At 64.9% G+C, this 16,086-nt stretch carries 19 protein-coding genes and 1 pseudogene; 3 read left to right on the forward strand and 17 right to left on the reverse strand.

Features of this window, described 5'->3' with window-relative positions; all coding sequences use genetic code 11:
- The coding region (locus H8B02_RS49035) for a His-rich protein BRANT (protein WP_376711700.1) at positions 1-153 on the reverse strand (153 nt) is incomplete at its 3' end.
- Between the two features lie 226 nt (positions 154-379).
- On the opposite strand from H8B02_RS49035, the gene H8B02_RS22495 reads away from it, so the two are divergent.
- On the forward strand, positions 380-925 hold the full coding sequence (locus H8B02_RS22495) for a tetratricopeptide repeat protein (RefSeq protein ID WP_229168306.1): 546 nt from the start codon (positions 380-382) through the stop codon (positions 923-925).
- Between the two features lie 221 nt (positions 926-1,146).
- Here H8B02_RS22495 and H8B02_RS22500 read toward each other — a convergent pair whose 3' ends face one another.
- The 15 genes and pseudogenes from H8B02_RS22500 to H8B02_RS22570 form a co-directional block, all read right to left on the reverse strand.
- On the reverse strand, positions 1,147-2,106 hold the full coding sequence (locus tag H8B02_RS22500; protein ID WP_229168307.1) for an NAD(P)-dependent oxidoreductase: 960 nt from the start codon (positions 2,104-2,106) through the stop codon (positions 1,147-1,149).
- Between the two features lie 141 nt (positions 2,107-2,247).
- Positions 2,248-2,514, reverse strand: a complete 267-nt coding sequence (locus H8B02_RS22505; protein ID WP_229168308.1) for a hypothetical protein — start codon at positions 2,512-2,514, stop codon at positions 2,248-2,250.
- A gap of 177 nt (positions 2,515-2,691) precedes the next feature.
- A complete protein-coding gene (locus H8B02_RS22510; protein ID WP_229168309.1) occupies positions 2,692-2,988 on the reverse strand; it encodes a copper-binding protein in 297 nt (98 codons plus the stop codon).
- A gap of 29 nt (positions 2,989-3,017) precedes the next feature.
- Positions 3,018-3,479 (reverse strand): cupredoxin domain-containing protein, encoded by a 462-nt coding sequence (locus H8B02_RS22515; protein WP_229168310.1) that lies wholly within the window; start codon positions 3,477-3,479, stop codon positions 3,018-3,020.
- A 56-nt stretch (positions 3,480-3,535) separates the two neighbouring features.
- Complete coding sequence (locus H8B02_RS22520; protein WP_229168311.1) at positions 3,536-4,891, reverse strand: multicopper oxidase family protein; 1,356 nt, start codon at positions 4,889-4,891, stop codon at positions 3,536-3,538.
- Between the two features lie 12 nt (positions 4,892-4,903).
- Positions 4,904-6,322, reverse strand: a complete 1,419-nt coding sequence (locus tag H8B02_RS22525; RefSeq protein WP_229168312.1) for a TolC family protein — start codon at positions 6,320-6,322, stop codon at positions 4,904-4,906.
- 9 nt (positions 6,323-6,331) lie between these two features.
- Positions 6,332-6,622, reverse strand: coding sequence for a hypothetical protein (locus tag H8B02_RS22530; protein WP_312001135.1), 291 nt, complete (start codon positions 6,620-6,622; stop codon positions 6,332-6,334).
- A gap of 110 nt (positions 6,623-6,732) precedes the next feature.
- Positions 6,733-7,065 (reverse strand): hypothetical protein, encoded by a 333-nt coding sequence (locus H8B02_RS22535; RefSeq protein ID WP_229168314.1) that lies wholly within the window; start codon positions 7,063-7,065, stop codon positions 6,733-6,735.
- Between the two features lie 209 nt (positions 7,066-7,274).
- Positions 7,275-10,478 carry an efflux RND transporter permease subunit gene (locus H8B02_RS22540; protein ID WP_229168315.1) on the reverse strand — a complete coding sequence of 1,068 codons (3,204 nt, stop codon included), beginning with the start codon at positions 10,476-10,478 and terminating at the stop codon, positions 7,275-7,277.
- Positions 10,475-11,937: pseudogene (locus tag H8B02_RS22545) on the reverse strand (efflux RND transporter periplasmic adaptor subunit). Before H8B02_RS22545 ends, H8B02_RS22540 begins: the two are co-directional and overlap by 4 nt.
- On the reverse strand, positions 11,934-12,341 hold the full coding sequence (locus H8B02_RS22550; RefSeq protein ID WP_229168316.1) for a FixH family protein: 408 nt from the start codon (positions 12,339-12,341) through the stop codon (positions 11,934-11,936). The pseudogene H8B02_RS22545 and the gene H8B02_RS22550 overlap by 4 nt, the downstream one beginning before the upstream one ends.
- A gap of 101 nt (positions 12,342-12,442) precedes the next feature.
- Complete coding sequence (locus tag H8B02_RS22555; RefSeq protein ID WP_229168317.1) at positions 12,443-12,802, reverse strand: hypothetical protein; 360 nt, start codon at positions 12,800-12,802, stop codon at positions 12,443-12,445.
- A 114-nt stretch (positions 12,803-12,916) separates the two neighbouring features.
- Positions 12,917-13,189: a hypothetical protein gene (locus H8B02_RS22560; protein WP_229168318.1), complete on the reverse strand. Its 273-nt coding sequence runs from the start codon at positions 13,187-13,189 to the stop codon at positions 12,917-12,919.
- Between the two features lie 113 nt (positions 13,190-13,302).
- Entirely contained in the window at positions 13,303-13,944 is a 642-nt protein-coding gene (locus tag H8B02_RS22565) for an NrsF family protein (protein ID WP_229168319.1), read from the reverse strand.
- Positions 13,941-14,498: a sigma-70 family RNA polymerase sigma factor gene (locus tag H8B02_RS22570; RefSeq protein ID WP_229168320.1), complete on the reverse strand. Its 558-nt coding sequence runs from the start codon at positions 14,496-14,498 to the stop codon at positions 13,941-13,943. The genes H8B02_RS22565 and H8B02_RS22570 overlap by 4 nt, the downstream gene beginning before the upstream one ends.
- On the opposite strand from H8B02_RS22570, the gene H8B02_RS22575 reads away from it, so the two are divergent.
- Positions 14,497-14,718, forward strand: a complete 222-nt coding sequence (locus H8B02_RS22575; RefSeq protein ID WP_229168321.1) for a hypothetical protein — start codon at positions 14,497-14,499, stop codon at positions 14,716-14,718. The two genes, H8B02_RS22570 and H8B02_RS22575, sit on opposite strands and share 2 nt — an antisense overlap.
- A gap of 26 nt (positions 14,719-14,744) precedes the next feature.
- Complete coding sequence (locus tag H8B02_RS22580) at positions 14,745-14,963, forward strand: GDCCVxC domain-containing (seleno)protein (RefSeq protein WP_092115117.1); 219 nt, start codon at positions 14,745-14,747, stop codon at positions 14,961-14,963.
- Between the two features lie 135 nt (positions 14,964-15,098).
- On the opposite strand, the gene H8B02_RS22585 is transcribed toward H8B02_RS22580, so the two are convergent.
- Positions 15,099-16,007, reverse strand: a complete 909-nt coding sequence (locus tag H8B02_RS22585; RefSeq protein ID WP_229168322.1) for a heme o synthase — start codon at positions 16,005-16,007, stop codon at positions 15,099-15,101.
- Positions 16,008-16,086: the final 79 nt, after the last annotated feature.

A 16,086-nucleotide genomic window follows, 5' to 3' on the forward strand; every position in this document is an offset into this window, starting at 1 on the left:
CGCGGGGGTTGCGGTCTTGCCGGTTTCGGCGGCGAGCGCGGGCGCTGCGATCACGGACACGGCGAGCAGCGCGGCGGAAATCGTCTTCAACATGGTGGTCCTCCTCTTCGGGATCGAGAGGTCTCCGGCCGGATGGTCGGCCTCACCGATCAATGCACGTGACCTTAGGGGCCGCGCACTGAACCCGTTCTGAAGGGCATGGACGGAATTCATTCATGTGAATGACATCTTGGTCATGTTGCCGGCGCGGCCGGCCACGCGCTGACATCACGCAATCGTGGATTCGGCCGGGAATGTTCTGCACCCTTGGGTGTTCAAGTCATCAGGCTTCGGTGTAGGATTACCGAGCACGATCAGGAACGATCAGGAGCAACCAGGAATGAGCAAGACGACGAAATTTTTGGGCCTCGCAGTGCTCTCGATGACCCTCGCCGCCGCGCCGGTCATCTCGGCCTACGCCGCGGGCAGCGACAATCCCTCGCCGCCGGCTTCCGACAGCGGCAACAAGGGCAAGAAGGCCAAGAAGGACAAGAGTTCCGCGATCGACGATCAGAAGTTCCTGGCCGGCTACCGCGCCGCCTATACGACGATCTACGACAAGCACGACTATACCGCCGCGATCGAGCAGCTGAAGGCGCTCGGCCAGGATGACCGTGCCGACGTCGCCAACCTGATCGGCTATTCCTATCGCAAGCTCGGCGACTACAAGGTCTCGCAGATCTGGTACGAGCGCGCGCTCAAGGCCGACCCGGCCCATGTGCGCACGTGGCAGTATTACGGCCTCTGGCAGGTCGAACAGGGCAACCGCGACCAGGCGCAGTACCATCTGAACCGGATCGCCCAGCTCGCCGGCACCAGCAGCGACGAATACCGCTCGCTCGCCGCAGCGCTGGAGAAGCCCCCGGGCACCGGCCTGATTTACTGAGCAGGCGAACCGTTCAAACATCAAGCCGGTGTAGTCACAATGACTGCGCCGGCTTTTCTTTGGCTAACTGCGTAGGATGTGTAGGCCAACGGGTCCGCGCAAAGCGCGGCCCGATGATAAACTCCGCGAAACCCATCATCTCACCGCGCGGACAGAATTGATGGGTTTCGCTTCGCTCTACCCATCCTACGAACTGCGAACCTTGCGCGCCATCCTGCCGACTACACCTGCGGCAGGTCGGCCATCCGTGCCACATAGGCATCGAGCACGTCGTCGGCGCTGTAGGCCTCGCGCGCCGCGAAATCATCGCGCAGGCCGAGCTTCGCCGACGTCCTGAGCCGCGCGGCGGTTGCTTCGGTCATGATCGGCTGCAGGCCGATCTCCCGCAGCCCCTCCGCGACGCCATCCATCTCGACCGCGCGGCGCTCGGCGTGCAGCACGTCGGTGCGCACGCACATGTCGACGAATTTGCTGTAGCGCGTCGCATCCATCGGTTCGCAAATGCCACGCAGCGCCTCGCTACGCACCCCGGCGAGCGAGGCGGCGGTCAGCGCCTCCACGATCAGCGCCTCCATGCCCTTGGTCACCACGCTGCGCAGCATCTTCACCGCCGCGGCGGTGCCGGCCTCCAGGCCGGCGAGCTCGACGGTGAAGCCCAACGGCGCAAACAATTCGGCGAAGCGCGCGGCGCCATCGCCTGAGCAGTACAACGGCACCGCCGCGCCGTAGATGCTGACCGCGCCCATCAGGTTGGCATCGACGAAGGCGCCGCCGTTCGCCGCAACGGCGTCACCGACCAACCGCTTGGCCCTGGGCGTCGAGGCATTGAGATCGACCACCAGCATGCCAGGCCGGACCAGGCTGGCGATGGCCTCGCCGACCGGCACGGCGGTGGCGACGACGACCGCGGAGAACACAATGTCGGCACGCGCCATCAACGCGGGCAGGCTGTCGACCAGTTCAACCCCGCATGTGGACGCCATGCGCCGGAACCCTTCCGAGTAAGGCGGACGATTGGTCTTGCCTTCGCAAAACACCAGCGGCGTGGGACCCCCTTTGGCTGCGAGGTGTGCCGCGAAGCATTGCGCGGCCTCTCCGAAGCCGACAAAGCCGATCATCTGCTCGGTCATATGAATGCCTTGCGTCATGTCGTGAGGGTGCGCCGTCGCGATCGCGCCCATCGCATGGCGCTCCGTCCGCGACCGTCACCACATCACCACCAAACTCAGGCAAGAACCGTGCCCGGCATCAGCGCAGCAGTAGGATGGGTGGAGCGTCCCGAACCGGCTCGGGCCCGGCGAGATCCCCAGGATTGCTGATCGTTACGGGTAGTGCTCGAGGCGCCGGTCGGGCTTTTGCGGACGGCTCGCGCCGACCGTGCTGCCGTCAGCGGTCTGCCCAGATTTTGCCGGGTGCGCGGCCGTCGCGATCGGCGGGCCGCTGTCGCCGGTCTTCTTGCTGGTGTTCATGGTGGTGACGTTGGCGGCCTGTCCGGCTCCCGCTGAGCCGGCCGAAGGACCGGAGCTCTGCGCCAACACGGTTCCCGATAGCACCAATGCCGCCATCAGTATTGCCGCGTTGACTGTCATGGAGAGGGCCTTCTGCGCACGAATGATGCACAGCAACGCGCCGCTGCCACCGACGTTCCCCGGGAGCCATCATTTAAGGTAAATGCAAGGCGAATTCCCCTGCCCGTGGTTGCTGGGGCTGCCGGCCGTATCTCAGCCGACAGCCCATCGCGCGCGGACGACGATACGGGTATCGCCTCACTTCGCCTTCTGGATCGCCGTGACGGTGTAGCCGCCGTCGCCCTCCTGGGCTTCGAACTTGACCTTGTCGCCGACCTTGACCTGTTTGAGCAGCGCCGGATCCTTGACCCGGTAGACCATCGTCATCGGCTCGTCCATGCCGAGGCTCTTGGCCGGGCCATGCTTGAGCGTGATCTTGCCCGCGCCCTCGTCGATCTTCTTGACCTCGCCGTTGATGGCTGCGGCCTGCGCGAAAGCGCCGCCCAATGTCAGCGCCAGCGCAGCTGCGGCTGCAATCCGGATCATCCTGTTCATCGTCGTCGTCCTTTCTCTCGTTGCTGGCTTCATTTCACGATGACGCGGCCGGTCATCCCGTAGTCGCGGTGATCGGGGATCAGGCACGAATATTCGAATGTTCCAGTCTTGGTGAACTTCCAGACGATCTCCGCGCTCTTCTTGGGCGCGAGGCGGACGCCGTTCGGATCGTCATGCTCCATATGCGGATGCTTCTTCATCACTTCGGCATGCCTGAGATTCTCCTCGGTGGTCGCGAGCAGGAATTCGTGATCCTCAGTGCCGGCATTCTTGATCACGAAGCGGATCTGTTCGCCGCGCTTGACCTCGATGCGGAACGGCGTGAACTCCATCTCCTTCATCTCGACCTCGACCGTGCGCGACGGCTTGCTCGGATCGCCGGGCTCGCCGGCCGAATAGGATTGGTGGCCGTGTTTTTCGTGACCGCGCGACGGCGCCGCGGTGATCGACAACGCGATGAGCGCGATGCCGATCGTGGTACGGTGATTCATTGGATTCTCCATTCTGAGTTTGTTGCTTGCTTTTCGTTGGACGGCACGTCGTTCCGCTACATCTTCATTCCCTTCATCGATGGCTTGGCTTTTCGCTCGGGAGTCGCCGGCGGCTGCCGCGCGGGTTCGGCGGCGGGTGCGTCGACCTCGTAGGCGACGGTGCCCGGCGGATAATTGTATGGACCGGGATCGGCGTAATCGTCGCGGCTGAGCCCCTCGCGGATCTTCATCACCGTGAACATGCCGCCCATCTCGATCGGCCCGAACGGCCCCGTTCCGGTCATCATCGGCAGCGTGTTGTCGGGCGCGGGCATCTCCATGTTGCCCATCGCCATGCCGGTCGATCCCATCACCATGGCGTCGGGCGCGAGCTTGCCGACCGCCTTCGCCAGATCCTGACGCGACACGCCGATGAAATTGCGCACGTCGTGGCCCATCGCGTTCATGGTGTGGTGCGACTTGTGGCAGTGGAACGCCCAGTCGCCCGGGTTGTCGGCGAGCATGTCGAACGCCCTGACGGCGCCGACCGGCACGTCGGTCGTGGTCTCCGGATATTGCGCGCTCTGCGGCACCCAGCCGCCGTCGGTACAGGTCACCGCGAAATTGTGCCCGTGCACATGGATCGGATGGTTGGTCATCGTCAGATTGCCGATCCGCACGCGGATCCTGTCGCCGAGCCGGATCGGCATCGGATCGATGCCGGGATAGACGCGGCTGTTCCAGGTCCACATGTTGAAGTCGGTCATCTCGTTGACCTTCGGCAGATAAGTGCCGGGATCGATGAGGTAGCTGCTCATGATGAAGACGAAGTCGCGGTCGACGGGACGGAACGCCGGATCGCGCGGGTGCACGATGAACATGCCCATCATGCCCATCGCCATCTGCACCATCTCGTCGGAATGCGGGTGGTACATGAAGGTGCCGCTGTGCTTCAGCTCGAACTCGTAGACGAAGGTCTTGCCCGGCTTGATGTGCGGCTGGTTGAGGCCGCCGACGCCGTCCATGCCTGATGGCACGATCATGCCGTGCCAGTGCACGGTGGTATGTTCAGGCAATTTGTTGGTGACGAAGATGCGGACCTTGTCGCCTTCGACCGCCTCGATGGTCGGGCCCGGCGCCTGGCCGTTATAGCCCCACAGATTGGCCTTCATGCCGTCGGCGAATTCGCGCACCACGGGCTCGGCGACGAGATGGAATTCCTTCCAGTCGCCATTCATCCGCCACGGCAACGACCAGCCGTTGAGCGTCACCACAGGCCGGTAGTCGGGCCCGCTCGAGGGATGCAGCGGCGGCTGCATCACCGCGCTGTCCATGGTCGGCGCTTCCGGAATGGAGGCAGCCTGGACGCGGCCGCTGACCGCGCTTGCAGTGACCAGCGCCGCGCTCCGCAAAAATCCTCGACGTGAAAACATCTACGTCTCCTCTCAATGATCGCCGGCCGCAGGCGCGGTCGAGGCGATGGCGGATGGTGTCGATGGCGCGGCCGCCGGGCCGCCGCCGTTGATCGCGGTCTGCAGGTCGGATTGCGCCAGCCAGAAGTCGCGTTTGGCGTCGATCGCCGCGCGCAGCGAGCCGAGCCGCTGCCGCGCTTCGGTGAGCAGCGCGAACACGTCGACCTGCATGCTGGAGAAGCGCAACTGCATCTCCTCGGTGATGATCTGCCGCAGCGGCAGCACCTCGCGCTGGTAGTGGCTCGCAATGTCGTAGGTCGAGCGGTAGACGCGGTAGGCGTCGCGCGCCTCGGAGCGGACATTGATCGCCTTCTCGGTCAGCCGGTTCATCGCCTGCCGGTAGGTCTCGGCCGCCTGACGCACCCGTACCTCGCCGCCGTCGAAGATCGGAATCTGGAACTGGACGTCGAAGCCGCGCTCCCTGAATGGCGGGCCCTCAGGATCGCGCGTCCGCCTGTCGATGCCGGCGACATCGAGCAGCGTGACGAAGCGCGTCGCCTCGGTGAGATCGAGCGCCTTGGCAAGCGCGACAATCTCCATCCGTGCGATCTGCAGATCGACGCGATGACCGACCGCGGCGACCTCGATCGACGGCTGTTCCAGTGGCCGCTTCGGCGGCAATGGCAACTTGCTGGGGAGTCGGAAGCCGAGATCGCCGTCCCAGAGCCCAAGCAGACGCGCGAGCCGCTCGCGCGAACTCGCCGCGTTCTGCCGCGCGCTGGCGAAGTCGGCGGTGATCTCGGCGTAGAACACCTGCTCGCGGGCCTGGTCGAGCTTGTTCATGCCGCCGGTCTCGCCAAGTTTTTTGGCGAGCTGCGCGGTCGGTTCGGCAGTCGCCTTCGCATCCGTCAGCAGCGCGACCGTCTCGTTCGCGGCGACAGCCGCGACATGGGCACGCCGCACCTCGGCAGCGAGCCGCAAGGTAGCGAGCGCGGCCTTGAGCTGTGCCTGGCGGAAGCGCTCGCGCGCGATCTCGGAGCGGGCCGGCAGCGTCGCCAGCGCCAGCATGTCGCCGACCACCTGCCGCTCGACCTCGCTGGCGCCGTTTCCGGTGATGCGGGAGACCGAGAAGGTCGGATTCGGCGGCAGGCTGTCGGCGACGAGATCCGTCTCCGCCAGCGCCAGCTCGTTATAGGCGGCCTGCAAGCCCTTGTTGTTCAATAGCGCGACCTGCACGGCGGCATCCGCGGTCAGGTTGCGCGCCAGCAGCCGCTTCACCGCGGCGTCGACGGTCGTGGCTTCGTCTTTGGCGCGAACGAAGGCAACGTCCTTGCCGATCGCCTTCTCGGTCACGTCAGAGACGACGCCCATGCCGCTGTCGGACGAGAACGACGCGCATCCCGCGAGCGCGGATGTCAGCAGCAGGATCGGCGCGATGGCCAGATGTCGCATGGCGCCATCCTACCGATCCGAATTGTGATCAGATTTGGTTTGCGGCGTCACACCGTCATTGCGCGTGCGCCAGGGCAGCGGCGCCGCCGGACGCAGGCTGCTGTAGGGCGCGATCGTCGAGCGGTAGCCGACGCCGGCGCTGCCCGCCGACGGGTTTGCCGGATCGCCTGCGACGGCAAGCGGCCGGCCGTCGGCCATGCAGCCGGCGAGCGGTGCGGCCGCGAGGATGGCGGAGGCGATCCGCAACACGAATGTGGATGGCGCGCGCCGGCCAAGCCGGTTGCCAAGCCTGTTGGCCACGGCAGCGAGTCTCGCCCCGAAATGCGAAAACATGGATCTGTCCCGATCGTCAGATGAATGACAGGCATGCGCACGCGAGCGCGCGGCGCAGCCACGATGTCAGCTGAGGATCAGGCGATGGGAGGACGATAGAGCCGCGCGGGCGCCTCGCTGTGCAGGCTCTGAAAAGCCTCGGCGAGAGGGGTCGCGATCGGGTGCAAGGGAGCAGCGACGGACGGAAGTTCAGCCGGCAGCGCCGACACGCACATCATCGCGCAGCACGGCCCCGGCGCGTTCTTGCCATCGCGGCTGTGCTTGGCAGGTGGTTCAGCGCTGTCGGTCGCGTGATTCATATGCATGCCGCCATGATCGTGGGCGGCATGATCGTGCGCGGCGCCATCGGTGTGCGCCATCGAGGTATCATGCACCTGCACTGCGGCGGCCGACTGGACCTCATCGGTCACGCAGGGAAACGGCGCCCCGAACGCTAGCGCGACGGAGGGCGCGAGGACGCAAAACAGATAGGCCAGGATGATGGAACATCCCGCCCGTACCCGCCCTGACCTCGTCAATCGCACCAACACCTGCGTGATCGCCCCGAACTCGCCTCGCCCGCACCCCGACAGCAAATCAGTTCGCCGCGAACCGCCATCCTATATACCCCCGCAGGGTATCATTCAATCCGGTTTGAACCAGCCGACGAATTCGCAACCCCTGCTACACGCTGTCGCACGACCGGCGCAACGATATCCGCTTCCGGCACCCTCGCGCGAAGTGCGAAGCCCTTCACGACGGCGAAGATCGCGGGAATCACGATCAGTGTCAGCAAGGTCGACGAAATCATACCACCGATCATCGGTACCGCGATGCGCTGCATGATCTCGGAACCGGTGCCGGTGCTCCACATGATCGGCAGCAGCCCGGCCATTATGGCAACCACCGTCATCATCTTTGGCCGCACCCGCTCGACCGCGCCCTCGATGATCGCGTGGTTGAGATCGTCGCGACCGATCGTGCGGCCCTCGGCGACGCGACGCGCGGTGACCTCGGCCAGCGCCTGGTTGAGATACATCAGCATCACGACACCGGTCTCGGCGGCGACGCCGGCCAGCGCGATGAAGCCGACCGCGACCGCAACCGACAGGTTGAAGCCGAGCGCCCACATCAGCCAGAGCCCACCGACCAGCGCGAATGGCAGCGACAGCATCACGATCATGGTCTCCGCCACCGAACGGAAGTTGAGGTAAAGCAGCAGGAAAATGATCAGAAGCGTCACCGGCACCACGATCTTGAGCCGCGCCGCGGCGCGTTCGAGATATTCGTACTGCCCGCTCCAGACCACGTAGGTGCCGGGCGGAAACTGCACGGCGGCCTGCACCGCGCGCTGCGCATCCGCGACATAGCCGCCGAGATCGCGATCGCGGATATCGACATAGATGTAGGTCGCAAGCTGCCCGTTCTCGGTCCTGATCGTGGTCGGCCCGCGCGCCGGCGTGATGTCGGCGACCTCGCCGAGCGGCACCACCCCGCCCGCCGGCATCGGCACCAGGATGTCGCTCGCAATCGCGCCCGGATTGTCGCGCAGGTCGCGCGGATAGCGCATGTTGACCGTGAAGCGCTGGCGCCCCTCGACCGTCGTGGTCACAGTCTGGCCGCCGAGCGCGGTCGCGATCGTGTCCTGCACGTCCTGCACCGCGATGCCGTAGCGCGACAACGCCTCGCGGTTCGGCGTGATCTCGAGGTAGTAGCCGCCGAGGCCGCGCTCGGCATAGGCCGACGAGGTGCCGGGCACGCCCTTCACGACCTGCTCGATCTGGCGGGCGAGCTTGTCGATCACGGTGAGATCGGGGCCGATCACCTTGACGCCGACCGGCGTCCGGATCCCGGTCGACAGCATGTCGATGCGCGCCTTGATCGGCATGGTCCAGGCATTGGAGACGCCAGGAAATTGCAGCGCCTTGTCCATCTCCGCGATCAGACCGTCGACCGTGAGGCCGGCGCGCCACTGCTCTTTCGGCTTCAGATTGATGATGGTCTCGAACATCTCCGACGGTGCCGGATCTGTCGCGGTGGCGGCACGACCGGCCTTGCCGTAGACCGAGACGACCTCGGGAAAGCTCCGGATGATGCGGTCCTGCATCTGCAGCAGTTCGGCTGCCTTGGTCACCGAGATTCCCGGCAGCGTGGTCGGCATGTAGAGCAGCGTGCCCTCGTTGAGGTCGGGCATGAACTCGGTGCCGAGCTGCCGAGCCGGCCAGATCGTGACAGCGACCGCTGCGAGCGCGAGCAGGATCACCAGCGTCTTGGCCCGCAACACGCCGTTGATGACCGGACGGTAGATCCAGATCAGGAAGCGATTGATCGGATTCTTGTGCTCGGGGACGATCCTGCCGCGGACGAAGATCACCATCAGCGCCGGCACCAGCGTCACCGACAGCAGCGCGGCTGCCGCCATCGCAAACGTCTTGGTGAAGGCGAGCGGTGAGAACAGCCGCCCCTCCTGCGACTCCAGCGTGAAGATCGGCATGAATGACACGGTGATGATGAGCAGGCTGAAGAACAGCGCCGGTCCCACCTCCGCCGCGGCCTCGATCAGGATCGCGACCCGCGACCGGCCGGGCTCGGCCCGCTCCAGGTGCTTGTGCGCGTTCTCGATCATCACGATCGCCGCATCGATCATGGCGCCGATCGCGATCGCGATGCCGCCGAGACTCATGATGTTGGAGCCGATCCCGAGCAGCTTCATCGCGCCGAACGCCATCAGGACGCCGACCGGCAGCATCAGGATCGCGACCAGCGCGCTGCGGACGTGCAGCAGGAACACGAAGCAGACCAGCGCGACCACGACGCTCTCCTCGAACAGCGTGCGCTTGAGCGTGTCGATCGCCGCATAGATCAGGTTGGACCGGTCATAGACCGGCACGATTTCGACCGACTTCGGCAGGCTGGTCGCGATCTCCTTGAAGCGTTTCTTGACGTTCTCGATCACGTCGAGCGCATTGACGCCGAAGCGTTGCAGCACGATGCCGCTCGCCACCTCGCCCTCGCCGTTCAATTCGGCGATGCCGCGCCGCTCGTCGGGGCCGAGCTCGACGCGAGCGACGTCGCGCAGCAGCACCGGCGTGCCGTTGTCGGTCTTCAGCACGATGTTGCCGAGATCGTTGATGTCCTTCAGATAGCCCTTGCCGCGAATGACATATTCGAACTCGGAGAGCTCGACGGTGCGGCCGCCGACATCGGCATTGCTGGCGCGGATCGCATCGCGCATCCGCTGCATGGTGATGCCGCGGTCGCGCATCCGCTGCGGATCGAGGATCACATTGTACTGCTTGACGAAGCCGCCGACGCTCGCAACCTCGGCGACGCCTTCCGCTCTCGCGAGCGCGAATTTCAGATTCCAGTCCTGGATGGTCCGGGTGTCGGCAAGATTCAACTCTTTCGACATCACGGCATACTGGTAGACCCACCCGACGCCGGTCGCATCGGGACCGATGGTCGGCGAGACTCCGGCCGGCAGCCGCGACGCCGCGCCGTTGAGGAATTCGAGCACGCGCGAGCGCGCCCAGTAGATGTCGGTGCCGTCCTCGAAGATGACGTAGACGAAGGAGACGCCGAAGAACGAGAAGCCGCGCACGACCTTCGACTTCGGCACCGTCAGCATCGCCGTGGTCAAGGGATAGGTGACCTGGTCCTCGATCACCTGCGGCGCCTGGCCGGGATACTCGGTGTAGACGATGACCTGGGTGTCGGAGAGATCGGGGATCGCATCGAGCGGCAGATGCAGCAACGCGTAGAGGCCGGCGGCAGCCGCAAAGCCGGTGCCGAACAGCACCAGCAGCAAATTGCGCGCCGACCAGGCGATGACACGTGCGATCATGGCCGGCCTCCGTCCGTCATCTGGCCGTCGGCCGTTGCCGCTTGCGCGGCGCCGGCCTCGGCAAAGCCCTTGATCGCGGCTTTCAGGTTGCTTTCGGCATCGATCAGGAAGGTCGCCGACGTGACGACCGCATCGCCCTCCGCGATCCCGTCGCGGATTTCGACATAGCCCTCGCCGCGCCGCCCGAGCTTGACCTCGCGCGGCTCGAACCGCCCGTTGCCACGATCGATCAGCACGGTCTGGCGGCTCCCGGTGTCGAGGATCGCGTTGTCAGCCACCGTCAGCACCGGCGCCGCGCTACCAATGTCGATCTCGGCGTCGACATACATGTCCGGCAGCAGCGCGAGATCGGCATTCTGCAATTCGATCCGCACCCGCGCGGTGCGCGTGTCCTTGTTGACCTGCGGATAGATCACGCTGATCTGGCCCATGAACGCGCGGCCGGGATAGCTGCGGGCCCGCACCGCGACCTTCTGCCCGACCACGATGTTGCCGAGATCGCGCTCGGCGACATCGGCCAGTGCCCACACGACAGAGACATCGGCGATCCGGAACAGCACGTCGCCCGGCTGGGCGCGCATGCCCTCGATCGCGGCACGCTGCAACACGATGCCGTCACGCGGCGACAACCACTGGATCGCGAGCGGCACCGTGTGGCTTTTCTCCATCTCGGCGATGACGGTCTCGGGAACGTCGAGATTGGTCAACCGCTGCTTGGAGCCGCGTCCGTAGGGCTCGATATTCGCGATCGCTTTCGAGGTCATGGTCGCGACATATTCGGCCGCCGCGGACGACACCGCCGGGCTGTAGATCTCCATCAACGGCTGCCCTTTCGTCACCCGGCTGCCGGTCGTGATGTCGGCGACCTTCTGCACATAGCTCTCGGCACGCATCGCGATGACGGAGACCCGCCGTTCGTCGAGTTGGATCGTGCCGGGGGCACGCACCAGCGTGCGGATGCGGCGCAGCTCCGCCGCTTCGGATTTGACGCCGGTGCGCTGGATTTTTCCGGGCGACAGCGTGATCGAGCCGTCGTCGCTGTCCTCGCCGTCGTAGACGGCGATGTAGTCCATCCCCATGGAGTCCTTCTTCGGCACCGGCGAGGTGTCGGGAAGGCCCATCGGATTGCGATAATATTTGACCTTGCGCCACCCTTGGCGGCCGTGGCGTTGCTGTCCGCCGGCATCGCCATCGGCGCCTCCGGCTCGTCGAAGCTGAGATCGGCGCCGGCAGCGACGGGCTGGTAGTCGCGGCCGTCTGACGTCTTCTTCCACGTCAGCGAGTAGGACGGCTTGCCGTCCGGATCGCGAAAATAGATCGGCGCGCCGGCTTCCGCCGCTTGCGCGGCTGAGGCGGCAAGATTTGCGCCCGGCCACGGCGGCAGGCCGCGACCGAGATATGCGACGCCTGCCGCTGCAACGATCGCAGCGGCAACGCCTGCCAGAGCGAGCCGGTTCATTTTCCGGCCGTGACGACGAGCTTGCTTTCGAGCGTGCCGGTCTCGCCCTGCACCTTCGCGCCGAGCGACAGCTGCCAGCGCCCGGCCATGCCGAAGTTCGCTTTGAACCGATAGGTGCCGGGTTCGGTCCCCGGCATCGGCGTGACCTTGGTGGCCATCTCCTGCATGCCGTCCGGGGCCATGTCGAGCCGCGTCGCGAAGATCACGGCGTCAGACACGGCCTTGCCGGTCTTCCTGTTCATCAGCCGCACGGTGACAACCTTGTCCGGACCGGCCTGAACTGTCTGGTCGACGAGTTGGAATTCGTAGTCCCTGATGTCGGCGAGCGCGACAGTGGCGGTGCCAGTCAGCGCGAGGCCGATGAGCGCGGCCGCTACGGCACGCGACGTATTGAACGACGTCATTTCGTTTCATTCCTCGATTGGATTTGGCCTGCCGCTTGCGCGGCATGCGACGTCCACGCGCCAGAAGGTCGCGCGGCAGCAACCGGCGCTTGCGGCGCCAGTCAGACTAAATGTCGAGGAGGATGGTCGGGAGGCGGACGGACCAGCCCGTCGGCGACCAGATCGTCATGCGGACGCAATTGCAGCTGCGTCGACGGCCGCACCGCGAGGCCGACGGTCGATGGTCCTGCGTGCAGGACCTTCAACATGCAGATCGCAACCAGCGGACAATCCCGGCAATCATTGCTCTTCTGCTTGTCGGGGCAGCACGGCATATCGGCCGCCATATCCGACATGTCCGCCATCTGGCTCATACCGGTCAGCGCAGATCCGGCCGCCGCGGGCGTCGCCAGCGGCGCAATTGTCAGGCCTGCCGTCACGAGGACGGCGAGCAGCAATCTGAACAATTGGCGAACATTCATGTCGCGACAGTCTCACAAAGGACGGGTGCTGAAAAGGTCACCCTGTTCACAACTGCACCAGCGGGAGATTGGGTGGTTAATCGTTCATCCCGGCCTGGCGCCCGCATGCCTCGCCTACCGAGACTTCCGGCCGCCGTGATAGCGCCACGGCGTCCGGGCTGCGTCCGGGACGCTCGCCGGCTGCAAGCGCGCCGCTTCCTGATCGTAGCCGAATGCAGACATCGGGTCGCGTTGCACGGCAACCGTAGCCGCCGGTGCGGTTTCTGCGGCCTCATTGGGCAAGTATCTCCTGTCGGAGGCGGTCAGGCCCGCTTGCGCGGTTGCCGACGCCACCACCAGCGGCGCGAGGATTGAGACGGCAAGAAGGCATTTGTTGATCGACATCATCGGCTCCATCATTTTCCTGAAGCGCATTGATTTGCGCTTCTGATCATGAGTTCGGAGCCGATGTTTCCCCGGTTACACGCTCACGCCGACGTGAGAGGTCCGATCACTGCCTCTCACCAGCGCAGCAATCGCGGTCCCAATACCGCGCCTGCAAGTGTGCACAGCACGATCGTGCCGCCGTACCACAGCCCGACAAAGGGCAACGAGTCATCGGTGCAGTGGAGTGCATAGGCGACGGCGCTCACACCACCTGCGACAAGGCCGCCGAATGCCCCCGCCTGCACCAGATTGGTCGGCGCCGCCTTTCTGACTGCCCAGATCACCACGGCAAACGGCACGATCGCGATGATCGGAACCGAGATGAGGCATTCGAGCCATTGGTCTCCCATGACCATCCTGTCCCAATGAGAGCTGGGCGCCTGTCCGAGGCTGATGGCGGCAAGCAGCATGATCGCCCCGAACGGGAGTGCGGCCAGTCCAAGCGAGATCTTTCGCTCGCCGCCCGGCCGCGCCAGCCGGGTCAGATAGACCGACGCCGCGCCGACAATGCCGAGCGCGAATGCGAGCTTCAGAAAGAGGAAGGTCACGGCGCGCGGCGTGGTCAGGTCGGCGCGAACGCCAAGCCCGGCAAGCACGAGGCCAAGCGCGGCAATCAGCGCCAGCCCGAGCGCGATAGCGACGGTCCGGCCGACCAGCCGGTGATCGACCGGCTCGACATTGTTGCTGAGCGCCGCGATGAGGTCATCCGTCTTCATGGCTCAGTCCTCCCGGCGATCAACGCGGCCAAGGCCTTCAGCCCGCGATGAATGCTGACCTTCACACTGGATTCCGACATGTCGCACCGCTGCGCCGCTTCGGCGACGCTCAATCCGTCGAGCTTCACGGCCGCGATCGCGCACTGCATATTCGCCGGCAATTGCTTGAGCAATCGCCTGAGGTCAAAGCTGCTCTCGGCGCCGATATGATCGTCATGGGCTGTGATGTCGTCGGCCTCATCGATCGGCACGTCGGCGCGCGAGGCCCGCGTGCGACGCAGGAAATCGATCAGCTTGTAGCGCGCGACCGCGTGCACCCAGGGCGTCAATGGCTGTGCCGGGTCGTAGGTGTGTCGCTGGAGGTGAATTGCCAACACGGCCTCCTGCACCAGGTCCTCCGCCTCCGCCGCGCCGCGGCCGGTCCTCGCAAGCTTGCTCTTGTAGTAGGCACGCAAATGCCGGCTCAGGCGCTCCAGCAACGCCCGGTGGGCCGCCGCATCGCCATCCTGGCTGGCAAGCATCAGTGGCTTGAGCTCGTTTTCCGCGGTCGTCATGCAGCGCTTCTATGGTCTGGTTCGCTCAGGCGACCGGTTTGGTTACAGCCCGATCGGCCGGACCACGGATATTTTCAAGGCCGCGACCGGTTCAGCTCAGTTCGCACATCATCCCGACAGTTTGCGGCTTCATCCCGGCTGGATAAGCCGTCTTTGGCGGCCGCCGATCACAATCCTGCCAGATGGGGCCTTGACCTGTGCAATCGCCGAAATGACATGAGGGACTAACCAACGGACCCGCGGCCCATGCAACTCGTCTCGACCCTGACCTGTCCGGCCTGCGGATTCGCCGCGACCGAAACCATGCCGACCGATGCCTGCCAGTTCTTCTACGACTGCCGCGGCTGCGGCACCCGCCTCAAGCCGCTTGCCGGGGATTGCTGCGTGTTCTGCTCTTACGGGACTGTCCCCTGCCCTCCGGTGCAGACGCGCGGCGAATGCTGTGGCGGACCCGGGCCAGCCTGAGCCCCCTGCCACTGATTTGCCCAGACGGCGTACTCCCCAGCGGCGAAGATGTTTCGGTTTATCGGCTAGGCAAGCCCGGTCTCGCCGGGGACAGCACGAAGCAAGCCCTGCGGCTGTCGATTCGAATGCGTCGCGTTAGTAGGACTGGGCGTAGGGTGCAGCATTCATCAGCAGCACCCCAAAAAGAAGCACCAGATAGAGCATCGAAAACACGAACAAGCGACGAGCAGGCCGCCTTTCCTTGTCGTGGCTTCGACGTACTTGCCATGCGAGAAAGATCATGATCGCTCCCAGCATCGCCGCGGCCGCGCCATAGATGCCCCCCGCGAATCCCAGTGCATAAGGTAGCAGCGAGATCGGAACCAAAAGCGCGCTATAGAGAAGAATCTGGCGCTTTGTTTCGGTCTTGCCGGCGACGACCGGCAACATCGGCACACCGGCGCGGGCGTATTCTCCAGCAAGATTGAGCGACAATGCCCAGAAGTGGGGTGGCGTCCAAAGGAAGATGATCAAGAACAGGATGAGCGGCTCGAGCCCGACGTTTCCGGTGACCGCGACCCAGCCGATCACGGGAGGGAGTGCACCAGCGGCACCGCCAATGACAATATTTTGCGGAGTTCGGCGTTTGAGCCACATCGTGTAGACGACGACGTAGAAGAAAATCGTGAAGGCAAGGAGTGCAGCAGCGGCCATGTTCAGCAAAGTGCCGAGGGCCAGGACGGCGCACGTCCCGAGCATCAATCCGAAAACCAGTGCTTCCGAGCGCGATACACGGCCACCGGGAATTGGACGGATGGCAGTCCGGGCCATCACCGCGTCGATGTCGGCATCGTACCACATGTTGAGTGCACCTGCGGCGCCCGCTCCCGCAGCTATGCAAGCAAGAGCAACGACGCCGGTGACGGGATCGATGCCGCCTGGTGCGACCATGAGACCGACCAGTGCGGTGAAGACGACCAGCGACATGACGCGCGGCTTCGTCAGTGCGACGTAGTCTCCGATGTTGGTATAGCTCCGGCGAAGAATTGAACGATTGATTTGCACGAGATTGATTCCTCGTCAGTTCGATACTCAAAAGGCCGTCGGTTGAGGCCTTCTTCGCAGAGTCCCAGATGACGTGGCG

The organism is Bradyrhizobium altum (assembly GCF_020889705.1).
Classification (GTDB): Bacteria; Pseudomonadota; Alphaproteobacteria; order Rhizobiales; family Xanthobacteraceae; genus Bradyrhizobium; species Bradyrhizobium altum.